General features: G+C 71.0%; 16 protein-coding genes. 7 read left to right on the plus strand and 9 right to left on the minus strand.

Annotation, left to right across the window (positions count from 1 at the left end; translation table 11 throughout):
• Window positions 1-28: 28 nt before the first annotated feature.
• On the plus strand, window positions 29-634 hold the full coding sequence (locus AB0C28_RS03585; RefSeq protein ID WP_358072999.1) for a hypothetical protein: 606 nt from the start codon (window positions 29-31) through the stop codon (window positions 632-634).
• Window positions 635-640: 6 nt separating this feature from the next.
• Here the strand turns inward: AB0C28_RS03585 and AB0C28_RS03590 are convergent, their stop codons facing one another.
• The 5 genes from AB0C28_RS03590 to AB0C28_RS03610 form a co-directional block, all read right to left on the minus strand.
• On the minus strand, window positions 641-1,261 hold the full coding sequence (locus AB0C28_RS03590) for a TetR/AcrR family transcriptional regulator (protein WP_358073000.1): 621 nt from the start codon (window positions 1,259-1,261) through the stop codon (window positions 641-643).
• A 236-nt stretch (window positions 1,262-1,497) separates the two neighbouring features.
• Window positions 1,498-1,863: a hypothetical protein gene (locus tag AB0C28_RS03595; protein WP_357839062.1), complete on the minus strand. Its 366-nt coding sequence runs from the start codon at window positions 1,861-1,863 to the stop codon at window positions 1,498-1,500.
• A 146-nt stretch (window positions 1,864-2,009) separates the two neighbouring features.
• On the minus strand, window positions 2,010-4,190 hold the full coding sequence (locus AB0C28_RS03600) for a hypothetical protein (RefSeq protein WP_358073001.1): 2,181 nt from the start codon (window positions 4,188-4,190) through the stop codon (window positions 2,010-2,012).
• A gap of 55 nt (window positions 4,191-4,245) precedes the next feature.
• Window positions 4,246-4,647 carry an ATP-binding protein gene (locus tag AB0C28_RS03605; RefSeq protein ID WP_357839056.1) on the minus strand — a complete coding sequence of 134 codons (402 nt, stop codon included), beginning with the start codon at window positions 4,645-4,647 and terminating at the stop codon, window positions 4,246-4,248.
• Window positions 4,648-4,858: 211 nt separating this feature from the next.
• The gene (locus tag AB0C28_RS03610) at window positions 4,859-5,971 is read right to left on the minus strand and encodes a S1 family peptidase (protein ID WP_357839053.1); all 1,113 of its coding nucleotides are present in this window, start codon (window positions 5,969-5,971) and stop codon (window positions 4,859-4,861) included.
• 183 nt (window positions 5,972-6,154) lie between these two features.
• Between AB0C28_RS03610 and AB0C28_RS03615 the strand changes: the two genes are divergently transcribed.
• On the plus strand, window positions 6,155-6,634 hold the full coding sequence (locus AB0C28_RS03615) for a hypothetical protein (protein WP_357839051.1): 480 nt from the start codon (window positions 6,155-6,157) through the stop codon (window positions 6,632-6,634).
• Here the strand turns inward: AB0C28_RS03615 and AB0C28_RS03620 are convergent.
• Together AB0C28_RS03620 and AB0C28_RS03625 are read right to left on the minus strand one after the other, a co-directional pair.
• On the minus strand, window positions 6,628-7,761 hold the full coding sequence (locus AB0C28_RS03620; protein ID WP_358073002.1) for an MFS transporter: 1,134 nt from the start codon (window positions 7,759-7,761) through the stop codon (window positions 6,628-6,630). The two genes, AB0C28_RS03615 and AB0C28_RS03620, sit on opposite strands and share 7 nt — an antisense overlap.
• 218 nt (window positions 7,762-7,979) lie before the next feature.
• Window positions 7,980-8,315 (minus strand): helix-turn-helix domain-containing protein, encoded by a 336-nt coding sequence (locus AB0C28_RS03625; RefSeq protein ID WP_357839046.1) that lies wholly within the window; start codon window positions 8,313-8,315, stop codon window positions 7,980-7,982.
• Between the two features lie 85 nt (window positions 8,316-8,400).
• On the opposite strand from AB0C28_RS03625, the gene AB0C28_RS03630 reads away from it, so the two are divergent.
• Window positions 8,401-8,979, plus strand: a complete 579-nt coding sequence (locus AB0C28_RS03630) for an NAD(P)H-dependent oxidoreductase (protein ID WP_357839043.1) — start codon at window positions 8,401-8,403, stop codon at window positions 8,977-8,979.
• Window positions 8,980-9,050: 71 nt separating this feature from the next.
• Window positions 9,051-10,331 (plus strand): TIGR04013 family B12-binding domain/radical SAM domain-containing protein, encoded by a 1,281-nt coding sequence (locus AB0C28_RS03635; protein WP_358073003.1) that lies wholly within the window; start codon window positions 9,051-9,053, stop codon window positions 10,329-10,331.
• A 12-nt stretch (window positions 10,332-10,343) separates the two neighbouring features.
• Here the strand turns inward: AB0C28_RS03635 and AB0C28_RS03640 are convergent, their stop codons facing one another.
• Window positions 10,344-10,586: a hypothetical protein gene (locus AB0C28_RS03640; RefSeq protein WP_357839037.1), complete on the minus strand. Its 243-nt coding sequence runs from the start codon at window positions 10,584-10,586 to the stop codon at window positions 10,344-10,346.
• Between the two features lie 68 nt (window positions 10,587-10,654).
• A complete protein-coding gene (locus tag AB0C28_RS03645) occupies window positions 10,655-11,164 on the minus strand; it encodes a VOC family protein (protein ID WP_357839035.1) in 510 nt (169 codons plus the stop codon).
• Between the two features lie 166 nt (window positions 11,165-11,330).
• Between AB0C28_RS03645 and AB0C28_RS03650 the strand changes: the two genes are divergently transcribed.
• The 3 genes from AB0C28_RS03650 to AB0C28_RS03660 are packed head-to-tail and all read left to right on the plus strand — an operon-like array spanning window position 11,331 to window position 14,144.
• On the plus strand, window positions 11,331-11,519 hold the full coding sequence (locus AB0C28_RS03650; protein WP_346102303.1) for a hypothetical protein: 189 nt from the start codon (window positions 11,331-11,333) through the stop codon (window positions 11,517-11,519).
• Window positions 11,520-11,577: 58 nt separating this feature from the next.
• Window positions 11,578-12,723: a xylose isomerase gene (gene xylA / locus AB0C28_RS03655; RefSeq protein WP_357839032.1), complete on the plus strand. Its 1,146-nt coding sequence runs from the start codon at window positions 11,578-11,580 to the stop codon at window positions 12,721-12,723.
• Complete coding sequence (locus AB0C28_RS03660) at window positions 12,720-14,144, plus strand: FGGY family carbohydrate kinase (protein ID WP_357839029.1); 1,425 nt, start codon at window positions 12,720-12,722, stop codon at window positions 14,142-14,144. The genes xylA and AB0C28_RS03660 overlap by 4 nt, the downstream gene beginning before the upstream one ends.
• Window positions 14,145-14,180 lie beyond the last annotated feature (36 nt).

Consider the following 14,180-nt stretch of genomic DNA (forward strand, 5'->3'; position numbering starts at 1 on the left):
TGTCGCCAGTGTTCTAGACTCGGCGCGCATGCGGGTGAAGATGATCTTCGCGTTGGTCGCTGTCTACGCCGTCGCGGCCGCGCCCGCGTTCCTGCCCAGTGGGTGGCGCGTGATCGTACAGCCCGCTACGGAGGACGCGGTCGAGGTCTACTACCAGCCTGTGTCCCCCGAGAGGTTCAGGTCGTACGAAGGCATCCGGCCGTTCCAGCGTGCTCTGGAGGAGGCTGAGCGGCGGGTCGAGGCGCACCCGTACGATCTCGCTCCGCCGTACATCCTGCATGAGCCGTACCGGCTGGTCGCCCCCTACGTCACCGAGCGGGGACGTGAGCTGGCCTCGCCGCTGATCTCAGGAATGGACTGGCCCGAAGGGGTGGCCACCCCTTACGCGGTCGTGCCTCAGGTGCGGCCAGTGGTGAACAGTCAGGCTGAGCTGCGGGCGCTGGTGCTGATGAGGGGCTGGGTGTTCCACGAGCCAGCGGTTCTCGGCATGGGGATCGAGCCGGAGCTCAATCGGGTCGTCATCAGTACGAACGCCTTCGACCAGGGTCTGCGTCACAGGCTGGCCAGGGAGTACGGGAGCCGGCTCGTGGTCGTCGAGTGGGATCCCCTCGCCCGGCCGATGCGGCTGCTCTGAGGCCGGTCAGCGAATGATCTGGGTGACGAGGAAGTCGAGGCGTTCGTCCTGGGGCTCGGACGGGATACGGCCGCTGTCGGACAGGACCGCCATGCCGTGCAGCGCGCTCCACGTGACCTCGGCGAAGAGTTCGCGGCGCTCGTTGGCCGGCGGGAAGCAGTTGACGAACTCGTCGAAGCAGGCCCGGAGCGGGGGCGGGGTCTCGGCGCTGGCGAACTTGAGGTCGGTGGGCATGATGAACATGGCCTGGTACAGGGCGGGGCGGTCGGTGGCGAAGTCGAGGTAGGCGCGGCAGACGGCACGCAACGCCTGGCCGGTGTCGGCGACGGACTGCCCGGGGCGCAACGCCTGGCCGGGGTCAGAGGCGGGGTCGGAGGCGGACTGGCGGGCGCGGCGCAGGTGAGTGGCGAGTTCGGTGAAGCCGTCGAGGGCGACCGCGCTCACGATGGCGTCCTTGCCGTTGAAGTGGCTGTAGAGCACCGGCTGGCTGTATTCGACGCGTTCGGCCAGCCGGCGCGTCGTCACCGCCTCCCAGCCCTCCGACTCCGCCAGTTCGCGCGCGGCTGTGATGATCAGCTGGTGACGGTTGGCGCGTTCACGTTCGCGGCGCTCGCTGATGGCGGACATGAGGACACTCTAGCGCTGCTTGTGATTCTGTCGAAGCTAGAATATCCGGTGGTCCACAGGCGCCACACGTGTTCGCCAGCGGTCGGGTAGGTGCGTTCGATCCGGACGCTCTTGGTCTCGGGTGAGACGGTCATGAATGCTCCCTCTGAGGTGGAGTACCCGATCCTCCGCGTGAGCGCCCGGAGCGAACAGCTGCGAATGTCACGAGAGCGGCGATGAGTCACGTCACCGCGGTGCTAGCCGCACTTGGTCGACACCAGCCGGCCGGTCCGCTGGTCCACGCACTTCTCGCAGACGCGCTTCGGGTTGGTCGTGCTCGGTGCCGGGGTCGAGGTGCACTCGAGCTCCACCGGGCGCCTCTCCTTGGCCTTCTTCTCGCAGTACTGGCGCTTCCAGCCGCCGCCCCGCTTCTTCTTCTGCTTGCAGTAGAAGCAGCGCTTGTTGCCGTCCTGCATCCACTTGCAGACGGCGGAGGTGCAGGTTCCGGTGACGGAGGCGGCCTTGGCGTGGGTGGCCGGGGCCGTGGCCCGGGCCGAGGAGGCGGACGTCGGAGCGAATATGGCGGCCGCGAGAACGGCGGCCGCGCATGCTTCTTTCAGCATGGATCCTCCCGCTGGAGTTCCTCCCTCTGTGTTTCTCATCGTCGCGCTTCGCGCTCGGGAGTCGTCAAGGCGTCGTGCCGGGTTTTCTTTTCCGGACGGAACGGGTTTCGGCCGGGTCAAACAATTCTCCGGCCATTCTTGGGCGGTCATTTGAGAAATGATTGGCTGTTTTCCATGGCCGCGGGAGCCGGGACTCCGGCCAGGCGGTCGCGCAGCAGCGCGTGGCGGAACTGGAACGCGCCGCCCACCTGACGCAACGCGCCCCGCCGTACGCCGTCCTGGAGGAACGCCATCGCGTGCCACGGCATCCGGCCGGCCACCGACAGCGCCATGCGGGCCAGCAGGAACTGGGTGGACGCGGTGGCCAGGCACGCGGCGAGGCCGCCCGCGACGCCCAGGCGGGCCGCGGCGGACGTGATCAGCCGCCAGTCGCGGGTCTCACCGAAGCTGAAGACGACCGCCAGGAACAGCAGGGTGACGGCCGCGGTGACGAGGCCGCCTGCCAGCGCGGTGACGAGGGTCCAGACCCGGTCCGCGCGCAGCACCTCGTCGGGCAGCCGGCCCTGCCCCACCTCGACGTCGTGGAACATCGTGACGAACTCGGCGGCGAAGCCTACGGCGAGCCCGTACACGAAGCCGCAGGTGAAGCCGAACAGGAAGGCGTGCAGGGCGGCGACGGCGAAGAGTTCGGCGTGTCCGGCCGGGCCGGGCTCAGGCGCGGCCAGCGCGACGATCGCGAGGACGATGAACGTGACGGGCACCCCGCTCCGCGCCCCGTCCGTCGCTCCGCGCCACAGCCCGCTGCCCAGCGCGCGGCACAGGCGCCACCACAGCGGCCTGCCGGTCCGGCGGACGGTGCAGCGGTAGAGCCTCGGCGCCCTGGGGAACAGCGGTGTCCACAGGCTGTTGACCGCGCCCATCAGCAGCCCGCCGCCGGCTCCCCAGCGCAGGTCGGAGAGCACGCCGGCGGCCGGGTCCGGCCCGGTGAGCTGCCACGGCAGGCCGACGAGGACGTTCGCGGCGGCGAAGACGACGGCGGCCACGACGGCCCAGATCGGCATCCTGGCCCGCAGCGGCACCGCCCTGGCCAGCTCCCACCAGGGCAGGTCGTAGGCGTCGCGGCGGTGCAGGTGGCGGGCGAGGAAGGAGAGCCAGCGGTGCGCGTCGCGCAGGGTCCAGGCGCGCGTGCCGGCGGCAGGATCGGGCACGTCGGGATAGAGGACGCTGATGAGCTGGTCGAGCAGGTGGCCGCGCAGCGCGGCGGTGCCGGACAGGCGCAGCAGCAGGCCGGGGTCGCCGGGGCCGTCGGCGTAGGTGAGGCGGGTCAGCGACAGGTTGAGCGGGGTCGAGAGTGTCCGCGCCAGCAGGCCCTCCGGCTCGCCGCTCATCCGGTCGAAGACCTCGTCCCAGGCCGCGCCCCGGTCGGAGCGGGTGGCGGTGGCCAGGTAGTCGCGGATCACGCCGGGGGTGAGCGGGTCGAGCTCGATCACGGCGGCGCCGGTGAGCACGTCGGCGTCGCGTACGGCCTCGTGGTATTCCGCGCCGCGGCTGGTCACCACGAGCGACAGGCCGGGCGCGAACGTGCTGTTGACGGCCCGCAGGGCCGCGCCGCGCGCCGCGGGCGGCATCTCGTCGAGCCCGTCGAGCACCGGCAGCAGCTCGGCGTCCCACGTGACGCCGCCGACGCCGTAGTCGAGCTCCACCTGCTCGGTGATCCACCGCCGCAGCGTGCGGGCGGCCGGGTCCCACGTGGACAACCGCAGGATCACCGGTACGGGCCCGGCCTCGGACGCACGGGCGGCCAGGCAGGCGCGGGCCAGCCTGACGACCAGGCTGGTCTTGCCGGACCCCGGCCCGCCGAGCACGACCAGCCGCCCGGTCGGCACCGTCGCGCTCACGACGCGGTGCAGGTCGTCGAGGGTGCCGTCGAGCCGCAGCGGCGTGTCGCCGGCCCCCTGGCGGATGACCGACCAGTGGTCGGAGTGCGGCGGGCCGAGGGTGTGCCAGGTGACCGGCAGCGGATAGGGATCGAGGAGCCGGCGCTGCTCCTCCTCGGTGGTGCAGTGATCGCCCATCCTGGCGGCCAGCCAGTCCAGCCGGCGCGCCCGTTCTGTCTCGTCGCCGGTGTCGTCGTCGCGGCGCAGCCGGCCGATCAGCGTCGCCGAGCCGCCCAGGACGGCGACGCACGCCGACATCACGCCCGCCCACTCGTCGGCCGCCCCGGCTCCGTCCAGCAGGAGCACCACCCCGAGGCCGAGCAGCCCGGCGCCGGCCATGACGGCCACCGCCGCCACGGTGAGCGGAGAACGGTCACGTCGGCTTCGCACGCACCAAGGATGCCGCATCTTCGGGTGCGGACGGTAATGCTTTGACAGCGGAAAGTCAGCGGCGGACCTGGGCCCAGACGACGCGTTCGCCCTCAGCGTTGACGGTCGTGTCCCAGCGGCCCTCGGTCAGCGCGTCCACGATCAGCAGGCCGCGGCCCCGTTCGTCGCTCGACCGGGAATGGCGCGGGGGCTGGGTCTTGCCCGAAGGGCCCGGGTCCGTCACGGTGAGCCGCCAGGAGTACGGCTCGCGCTTCAGGCTCAGGCGCACCCAGTCGGCGTCGGCGTGCAGGATCGCGTTGGTGATCAGCTCCGAGGCGATCTCCTGGAGGTCGGGCAGGGCCTTGTGGTCGGGGCCCAGCCACTTCGCGAGTTCCTTGCGGGCGAGCGAGGGCACGCGTTCCGGTCCCACCTCGCGGGTGGCCCACACCTTGACGCATTCGTGCAGGGGATCGGACACGGTTATTCGCATGGTCGCCTCGGAGCGTGCATAGCTCAACTGTATTTGTGTGGATACACAATCAAGAATGACCGGGTGGAATGGTCATGTCTTAGCGAGGCGCTGGCGAATCTTTACCTGTTAGGGCTGCTTTTTTCGATTATTCGCAGAGGGTGTACGACGGCGCGGCGCCCCTCCCCGGAGGGAGAGGCGCCGCGGGGGGTGCGAGGGGTCAGCCGGTCCTGAGCGTGAGGCCGTACACGCTCAAAGCCTCGTTGACCGGCTGGTGGTACGTCGTGCCGCCGACCGAGCAGTTGCCGGAGCCGCCGGACGTCATGCCCTGGGCCTGGTTGCCCGAGATGAACGAGCCGCCGGAGTCGCCGGGCTCGGCGCACGCGGTGGTGCGGGTCAGGCCGGAGACGGTGCCCTGCGCGTAGGTGACGCTGGCGCCGTGCTGCCTGATGACGCCGCAGCGCCATCCGGTGGTCGAGCCGGAGCGGCAGATGGACGCGCCGACGGCGGCCTGGGTGGAGCCGCGGACGGTCACGTTCGCGCCGCCGGAGCCGCGTACGTACGGCGTGGCAGTGTTGTTCGGCGCGGCGACCCAGGCGTAGTCGTTGCCAGGGAAGGACGAGCCCTGGAAGGTGCCCGTCGGGCTCGTGGTCCTGGAGCCGGCCCGGCCGCAGTGTCCCGCCGTGGTGAAGCCGGGAGTGCTGCCCCTGGTGACGGCGAAGCCGACGCTGCACCGGCTGCCGCCGATGTAGTAGGCCGCGCCGCCGATGATGTTGATGAACGTCGTCGGACGCTCGGCCGTGGCCGAGACGGTGACGGCGCTCTTGTCCACGTCGGCGGCGGCGACGAGGGCCTGCGCGGCCTCCACGGTCGGCGCCTGGACGGAGACGAGGTTGGTCGTCACGTCGACGAACCAGAGAGCGGCGCCGGACTTGACACTCTGCGGAGCCTGGTCGAGCTGACGCATGACGCCGTTGAGCTGGTCCATGGAGCGGGCGACGACGACGGGCTGCGCTCCCTGAGCCTCGATGGTCTTCGTGGCCGCCGGGTCGGTGGTGGCGACCATGAGCTTGGAGGCGTCGTCGTTCAGCCAGGCGCCGCCGAACGACCCGCCCAGTGCGGTGGTCAGGTTCGCTTCGACGGCGGTGGCGCGCTCCTCGTTGGCCAGGCGGGTGTGCACCTGCTCCTCGGAGAGGCCGAGGTCGCGTTCGAGCGCGTCCACCATGGCGGGTGGCGCCTTGGGTGTGGGGTCTGCTGCTGCTGGGCTGAGGGGGGTGGCCACACAGACGGCGAGGATGATCGCGCCTGTCAGCGCACAGCGTTTACTCAACATGTGCACTCCTCGGGTGGGGGTGCTGTCAAGCTAACGGTTGCTGGGGATCCTGCTCAGATACCAATAAGGCCCTATTTCGGTGTTATGGGGTCGTTTTGGCCCTAGTCCTTGATGCGGGATTCGCCGCCTATAAGGCGAAGGCGGGGAGAGGTGAGTAGTGTCCCGAGGCTGGAGGTGTTCTCTGTGCGTAATGGTGTTCGTCATCTGCTCGGCGCCGGCGCAGGACTGCTGGCCACGCCGCTGATCGCGGCGGGTTTCGTCTCCCACGCCGGCCTGGACGGCTGGCTCGCCACGAGCCTGCTCGCGGGGCTCATGGTCGTCGTCGGCGCGCTGGCGGGGTCCAGGATCTCGCCGCTCGCCTCGCTGCTGCCGGGACTCGCGCTCGGGGTGCTGGCCGGGGCCTTCCTGGCCGGCGCGCCCTGGGTGACGCCGCAGGGGGTGGTGCCGCTCGCGTACGAGGCGGGGTACCGGGCGCTGCTCGCCGACTGGGCCCTGCCGGTGGCGTGCGTGCTGGTGGTCGCCTCGCTCTTCCCCTCCCGCTGGCGGGGCGCCCCACGCCCGGTCGAACTGGTCGAGCCGGTCGAGCCGCCCGCGCAGCCCGAGCCGCCCGCCTCAGAAGAGGAGCCGCCGCCGTTGCCCAAGCGGATCCCGTCCCGTTACTGACCGGCCCGGCCGCTCAGCACCGCGACGAGCACGTACGGCAGGGTCAGCAGGGCGAACGTCACCCCGTTCGACACGTACGACGACGCCGCCCCGTACGCGGTGAAGACCCCGACCGTCACCACGTTCGTGCCCAGCCCCGCGACCGAGGTGACGGTGGCCCGCGCCGGGCCGCTGATGCGCGCCTGCAACCGCACGTCGGCCAGCACCTGGGCGAGCTGGAACGCCCCGAACGCCAGCGCGACGGCGACGAACCCGGCGGGATGACCGCTGAGCGCGCCGCCGGCCATGGCCAGCGCCGCCAGGCCGAGCAGCGGGCCGTACAAGCGGCCCGGCAGGCGCTCGGCAGGGCCCGCCAGCAGGCCGCCCGCGGTGGCGCCGACCCAGACCAGGAGGATGACCAGCGGCACGGCGGTCCAGGCCACGCCCTTCTCGACCGCCAGGTACGGCACGTACTCCTCCAGCGCGCCCCACACCGCCGTCACGAACGCGACCAGCAGGATCGCGTGCAGCACGCGGCGATCACCACGGGCCAGGGCCAGCCCTTCCCGCAGGACCGCCAGGTAACCGGGCGCCTCGCCGCGCGTCCTGTGCTCGGGCAGCGTCAGCGCCGTGGCGGCGCACAGGACGCAGGCCAGCACGCTGGCCGCGCCCACGAGGGGGTAGCCGCCGGCCGCGAGGGCGGGGGAGGCCAGGCCGATCGCGGTGGCGCTGGCGACCAGGCCGAGCGAGGTGGCCCGGCCCATCACGCCGGCGTAGCGGCCCTCCTGGCCGCGCCGGGCCAGCTCCTCGTACGCGAGCGCTTCGTACGAGCCCGAGATGAGCGCCTCCCCTGCCCCCCACACCACGAACCCGGCGGCGAACACCCAGGGGGAGGGGAAGAGGGTCCACGACGCGAAGCCGAGGCCGATCAGCAGCGGCCCGAGGCACAGCAGCAGCCGCCGGGAGAAGGTGTCGGCCCAGGCGCCGGACGGGATCTCCAGCACCATGCCGGTCACCGACCAGATGACGAACAGGGTGGAGGACTGGGCGACGGAGAGCCCGGTGTCGGCGAACAGCAGCGCGTACACCGGATAGAGCAGGACGAATTCGCTGAGGAACGCGTAGACGTAGAGCGAGATGACAAGCATGGGGCCTTCCAGGGACGAGCAGGGACTCCGGGGGCGTTTCGCCCCGGAGGCCCGCGCGTCCCGCGCCGGCCCCTGGTTATGGATCAATGTCGCCAGGTCATGCGATGAATTCTACGGGGAGACGTCCCCGATGCGCGCGCCAAAATCGCGCCGCTCCACCGCCCGCGAAGCCGCCGTCATCAACTGCTCCAGCGAACGGGCGGCGCGGCTCGGCGTGGTCAGGCGGACTCGGCCGCCTCAGGCACCGGGATCCACTTGTGCGACCAGGCAAGCAACTGGTCGAGCGCGGGCCGGAGCTCCTGGCCCATCTGGGTCAGGTGGTATTCGACCCGCACCGGCGAGGTGGGCAGCACCCGCCGCTCGACGAGGCCGGCCGCTTCGAGCTCGCGCAGGCGCCTGGCCAACATCGTGTCGTTGATGCCGGGGATGGCCGCCTTGAGGTCGGCGTAGCGGTGAGCGCCCTTGAAGATCATGTGGATCACGGCCCCCGACCAGCGGGCGCCGATCAGCTCTAAGGCGATGTGGAAGCGGGTGCAGACCGAGTCGAGGCTCATGAGGACATCCTAGCGTTTGCTAAATAATGTGTAGTTACTCAATACTGTTGAGCGTTCAACCGCTTGCACAACGCTGGGAGCAGTCATGACCGAACCCGTTCTGCAGATCATCGTCGGAAGCACCAGGAAGGGGCGCGTCGGACGAGCGGTCGCCGACTGGTTCCGCGGCAGCGCCGAGGCGTACGGCGCGTTCAAGGTGGAGTTCACCGACCTGGCCGAGCTGGACCTGCCGTTCATGGACGAGCCGCACCACCCCAGGCTGCGGCAGTACGAGAACGCGCACACCAAGGAGTGGAGCGCGATCGTGGACCGCTCGGACGCGTTCGTGTTCGTGACCCCCGAGTACAACCACAGCTTCTCCGCCCCGCTGAAGAACGCCCTGGACTACCTGCACCACGAGTGGAACCACAAGCCTGCCGGGTTCGTCAGCTACGGCGGCCTGTCCGGCGGTACCCGCGCCGTGCAGGGGCTGCGTCAGGTGGTCAGCACGCTGAAGATGGTCCCGGTGCTGGAGGCGGTGAACATCCCGTTCGTGATGCAGCTTCCGATCGAGGACGGCGTGCTGCGGCCGAACGAGATCTCCGAGGCGGCCGCCGCCGAGATGCTGGCCGAGCTGGCCAAGCTCACCGGCCCGCTGCGCGCGATGCGGCTGTCGGAGTCGTGATGCCGAAGTCATGATCTCGGAGTCATGACGGCGGGGGCATGATGTCGGGGGCCTGAGCTACGCTGCCGGACGTGGCACTGGCAGTGAGCGTGGTGGTCCGATACCGCAAGGCGGTGACCTACGGCGTGCACGCGCTGCTCGCCGCCCTCGACAGCGCGCGGGTCGAGCACGACCTGCGGCTCGGCACCACGCCCGAGGAGACCGCCCGGCACATCCGCGACAGCGAGGCGGATCGGGTGCTGGTGCTCTGGTCGTTCTACTCCCCCGACGCCGAGGCCATGGCGGCCGAGCTGGCCACGGTCAGGTCGCTGAGCGGCGGCAGGGGGCTGCACATCGCGGGCGGCGTGCACGCCACCGCCGAGCCGCAGCAGGTCATCGACGCCGGCTGGGACCTGGCGGGCATCGGCGAGGGCGAGAGCACGATCATCGCCCTGGTCCGGGCGCTGCGGGAGGACCGGCCGCTCACCTCGGTCCCCGGGCTGGCGGTCAGGGACGCCGACGGCGTCGCCCTGCGCACGGGGTCGGCGCCGCAGCTGCCGCTCGACGCCTTCCCCTCGTTCACCGGCCGCAACGGGCCCATCGAGATCACCAGAGGTTGCCGCTACACCTGCCGCTTCTGCCAGACGCCGTTCATGTTCGGCGGGCAGTTCCGGCACCGGTCGGTGGCGAGCGTGCGTGAGCACGTGCGCGAGATGGCCGGGCGGGGGCTGCGCGACGTGCGCTTCATCACGCCGACCTCGCTGTCCTACGGCTCCCCCGGCCCCGATCCCGACCTCGGCGCGGTGGAGGAGCTGCTGGCCGGGGTCAAGGAGGAGCTGCCGCCGCACGGCCGGGTCTTCTTCGGCAGCTTTCCCTCGGAGGTGCGGCCCGAGCACGTCAGCCCCGAGGCGATGCGGCTGCTCAAGCGCTACGTGGCCAACGACAACCTGATCATCGGCGCCCAGTCGGGCTCCGACCGGGTGCTGGCGGCCTCGGGGCGCGGCCACGACACCTCGCCCGTGCGCGACGCGGTCAGGATCGCCGTCGAGCACGGGTTCCGGCCCAACGTCGACTTCATCTTCGGGATGCCCGGCGAGTCGGAGGAGGACCAGGAGCAGTCGCTGGCGCTCGCCGCCGACCTGGCCGAGCTGGGGGCGCGCATCCACACCCACACGTTCATGCCGCTGCCCGGCACGCCGTGGCGCGACGCCGAGCCCGCCTTCATCCCGCTGGCCACGATGACCGAGCTCGACCGGCTGGCCCAGCGCGGCGACGCCTACGGACACTGGCGCAAGCAGGCCGAGCACGCCGTGCGCCTGGCCGAGACGGCCAAGGCCTACCCCCGCAGGGCCCGCCGCCGCCGCGCCACCTGACCCCGAAGGGCTTCAGTCGCGGGGGCCGTCGCGCTCTTCCAGGGAGTCCAGTACGCGTTCGAGTGCGTCGCCGATCGGGCGCAGCGCCTGGGAGAACGCGTTGACGAGCGGACCGAAGATCTCGCTCACCTCGGTCAGCAGATCAGGGGTCTTGCTCTCGGGAGGAGCCCAGCGCATGGCGTCCGCGCTCAGCGTCTCCCACTCGTCGACGACGCCGTCGATGGCGTCGAGCACGTGATCAGGATCGCTTGACATGACCGTTCTCCGTGGAGTCAGCCGTGGAGGTCCTCCGCCGCGGGAGGGGTCGATACCTCCACGGTACTTCAGACCGGGACGGACACGCCCACACCGCCGCGAGTCTGTGCGCCGAAACGCCGCTTCTCGGCGTCCAGATCGAGGGGACGGATGCTCGCTCGGCCGGCCAGCAGCTCCTCGGTCAGCAGCGCGGCGGGGACGAGCCAGGACACCTCGAACTCCAGGCCGTCGGGGTCGCGGGCGTAGAGGGCCTTGGTGGTGCTGTGGTCGGAGGCGCCGACGAGCGCGTTCAGCTCGGCGAGCTTGGCCTGGACGCGTTCGAGCTCGTCGAGCGTGTCGACCTCCCACGCCAGGTGGTAGAGGCCGACGGAGGTGCGCCCGGCCGGAGAGGGGGCCGCGTTCTCGCCGATCTGGAACAGGCCCAGGTCGTGATCGTTCGATGAGCCGGGGGCCTGGAGGAACGCGGCTCCGCGCATGCCCATGACGACCTCGAAGCCGAGGGCCTCCCGGTAAAAGGCGACGCTGCGCTCCACGTCGCGGACGTAAAGGACGGCGTGGTTGAGTCGCTGGACCGGCATGGGCAGCCCCTTTCAGCGGTGTCCCAGGGTAAGTATATGAGCCTTCAACTAAATTGCGGCTGCTCCAACCGGCCCGCCGGGCAACACGCTGGAGGGGGATCGAGCGAAGTGTCGGGCCCAGGCCGTAGCGTTCTCCGGGTATCTGACCCCGACCGAGGAGAGGCCGATGCACGACACCGAAGAGGCGCTGTTCAGGGCGGTCCACGGCATCGCCGGCAGGTTGGCCGGCCAGCCCGTTCCGGTGGTGATGGAGGCGTTGCTGCGCAACCTGCCCAAGGCTCCCGGCCTCGAGGTGACGGAGCTCCGCAAGATCGCGGAGGAGATCAGCGTGGGGCGTGATCCCTCAGGGTTGTGAGACGAGCGCTTGTGAACAAGTGCTTGTGAACAACCGATCGCCAGGGGAGCATCGAATCATGTACGAGCCAACCCCTGACGATCGATTCACGTTCGGTCTGTGGACGGTCGGCTGGCAGGCGCGCGATCCGTTCGGGGATGCCGCCAGGGCGCCCCTCGATCCCGTCGAGAGCGTGCACCGTCTGGCCGAGCTGGGGGCCTACGGTGTCACTTTCCACGATGACGACCTGCTCGCCGTCGAACCCGATCGCGAACGGGCGATCGCGTCGTTCAGGAAAGCACTCGCCGAGACCGGGCTGAAAGTGCCCATGGCCACCACGAACCTGTTCACGCACCCCGTCTTCCGCGACGGGGCCTTCACCAGCAACGACCGCGACGTGCGGCGTTACGCGCTGCGCAAGGTCACGCGCAACCTCGACCTGGCCGCCTCGCTGGGCGCCTCCACCTACGTGTGCTGGGGCGGCCGCGAGGGGGCCGAGTCGGACGCGGCCAAGGACGTGCGGGCCGCGCTCGGTCGTTACAAAGAGGCCATCGACCTGCTCTGCGGCTACGTACGCGAGCGCAACTACGACATCCGCTTCGCCCTTGAGCCCAAGCCGAACGAGCCCAGGGGCGACATCCTGCTGCCGACGATCGGCCACGCGCTGGCGTTCATCGGCGAGCTGGAGCATCCGGAGATGGTGGGCCTCAACCCGGAGGTCGGTCACGAGCAGATGGCCGGGCTCAACTTCGTGCACGGCATCGCGCAGGCGCTGTGGCACGGCAAGCTGTTCCACATCGATCTCAACGGCCAGCACGGGCCCAGGTTCGACCAGGACCTCGTCTTCGGCCACGGCGACGTGATGAGCGCGTTCTTCCTGGTGGACCTGCTGGAACACGGGGGCTACGACGGGCCGCGGCACTTCGACTACAAGCCCCTGCGCACGGAGGACTCCGGCGACGTCTGGGTCTCAGCCGCCGCCAATATGCGTACATATCTGATCCTTCGCGAAAAAGCCCGAAATTTCAGGGCTGATCCGGAAGTGCGCGAGGCGCTGCGGGCCGCCCGCGTCGACGAGCTGGGCCTGCCCACCCTCAACCGCGGCGAGACGCTGGCCGACCTCGCCTCCGACGACTTCGACCCTGACGTGGCCTCACGGCGCGGATACCATTTCACCCATCTGAACCAGCTTGCGCTGGAGCACTTGTTAGGAGTTCGTGGGTGACGCTGGTCGCTGGGGTCGATTCCTCCACGCAGAGTTGCAAGGTCGTCATTCGAGAAGCGGAGACGGGAGAGCTGGTACGGCAGGGCCGCGCCGCGCATCCCGACGGCACCGAGGTGCATCCGTCCCACTGGTGGAGCGCGCTGCTGCGGGCCCTTGAAGAGGCGGGCGGGCTGGACGGCGTGGCCGCCATCAGCGTGGGCGGGCAGCAGCACGGCATGGTCTGCCTCGACGAATCCGGAAATGTCGTACGCGACGCCCTGCTGTGGAACGACACCCGTTCCGCCCAGGCCGCCGCCGACCTGATCGCCGAGCTGGGCGGGCCGCAGGCGTGGGCCGACGCCGTGGGCTCGGTGCCCGTCGCCTCCTTCACCGTCACCAAGCTGCGCTGGCTGGCCGAGCATGAGCCGGACAACGCGCGGCGCACGGCCGCCGTCTGCCTGCCGCACGACTGGCTGACCTGGCGCCTGGCAGGCGCGCTCGGGTCCGGCGTGCCCTTCGGCGTCGCGGCCTGGGAGAACGCGCCTCTGCCGCCCCTCGACCGGCTGGTCACCGACCGGGGCGACGCCTCGGGCACCGGCTACTGGTCGCCGGCGACCGGCGCGTACCGTCCCGACCTGCTCAAGGCGGCCATCGGCGCGCTCCCGCTGCTGCCCAGGGTGCTGGAGCCCGCGCAGGCCGTCCCCGACGTCGCGGGGCCTGTGCTGATCGGGCCGGGCACCGGCGACAACATGGCCGCCGCGCTCGGCGTGGGGGCCCGCTCCGGCGACGTCGTGGTCTCGCTCGGCACGTCGGGCACCGTGTTCGCGGTCGCCGAGCGGCCCAGCGCCGACCCCACGGGCGCGGTCGCCGGGTTCGCCGACGCGACCGGGCGTTTCCTGCCGCTGGTGTGCACGCTCAACGCCGCCCGCGTCATGGACGCCGCCGCGCGCATCGCCGGGGTCGGGCTGGACGAGCTCGGCGCCCTGGCCCTGGAGGCTCCCGCGGGGGCAGGCGGGCTCACGCTGGTGCCGTACCTGGAGGGCGAGCGCACGCCCAACCGGCCCACGGCCACCGGCTCCATCCACGGGCTGACCCTGGCCACCTCGACCCCGGCCCACCTGGCCAGGGCGGCGGTCGAGGGCATGCTCTGCGGGCTGGCCGACGCGCTCGACGCGCTGGCCATGCGGCCGGAGCGGGTGCTGCTGATCGGCGGCGCCGCGCGCTCGGAGGCGGTGCGGCGGATCGCCCCCACGATCTTCGGCGTGCCGATCACGGTCCCGCCGCCGGCCGAGTACGTCGCCGACGGGGCCGCCTACCAGGCCGCGACGCTGGTGACGAGCGCGCCCGACTGGCGCTCCGGCGACACGGCCACCTACGAGGGCGAGGCCGTCCCGGCCATCCGCGAGCGCTACGCCCGCGCCACCGGGCACATCCTCGACTGATCCCGGCCCCTGACGCACCCCTGAGAGCCCTGACTC

The sequence above is a fragment of the Nonomuraea sp. NPDC048892 genome (assembly GCF_040649735.1).
GTDB classification, from domain to species: Bacteria; Actinomycetota; Actinomycetes; order Streptosporangiales; family Streptosporangiaceae; genus Nonomuraea; species Nonomuraea maheshkhaliensis.

Bases quoted from the DNA above. Each gene is read 5' to 3' on its own strand.
- AB0C28_RS03585 (WP_358072999.1), top strand. From the start codon at position 29: ATGCGGGTGAAGATGATCTTCGCGTTGGTCGCTGTCTACGCCGTCGCG.
- AB0C28_RS03590 (WP_358073000.1), bottom strand. From the start codon at position 1,261: ATGTCCGCCATCAGCGAGCGCCGCGAACGTGAACGCGCCAACCGTCAC.
- AB0C28_RS03595 (WP_357839062.1), bottom strand. From the start codon at position 1,863: ATGCTGAAAGAAGCATGCGCGGCCGCCGTTCTCGCGGCCGCCATATTC.
- AB0C28_RS03610 (WP_357839053.1), bottom strand. From the start codon at position 5,971: ATGTTGAGTAAACGCTGTGCGCTGACAGGCGCGATCATCCTCGCCGTC.
- AB0C28_RS03620 (WP_358073002.1), bottom strand. From the start codon at position 7,761: ATGCTTGTCATCTCGCTCTACGTCTACGCGTTCCTCAGCGAATTCGTC.
- AB0C28_RS03625 (WP_357839046.1), bottom strand. From the start codon at position 8,315: ATGAGCCTCGACTCGGTCTGCACCCGCTTCCACATCGCCTTAGAGCTG.
- AB0C28_RS03630 (WP_357839043.1), top strand. From the start codon at position 8,401: ATGACCGAACCCGTTCTGCAGATCATCGTCGGAAGCACCAGGAAGGGG.
- AB0C28_RS03640 (WP_357839037.1), bottom strand. From the start codon at position 10,586: ATGTCAAGCGATCCTGATCACGTGCTCGACGCCATCGACGGCGTCGTC.
- AB0C28_RS03645 (WP_357839035.1), bottom strand. From the start codon at position 11,164: ATGCCGGTCCAGCGACTCAACCACGCCGTCCTTTACGTCCGCGACGTG.
- AB0C28_RS03650 (WP_346102303.1), top strand. From the start codon at position 11,331: ATGCACGACACCGAAGAGGCGCTGTTCAGGGCGGTCCACGGCATCGCC.
- xylA (WP_357839032.1), top strand. From the start codon at position 11,578: ATGTACGAGCCAACCCCTGACGATCGATTCACGTTCGGTCTGTGGACG.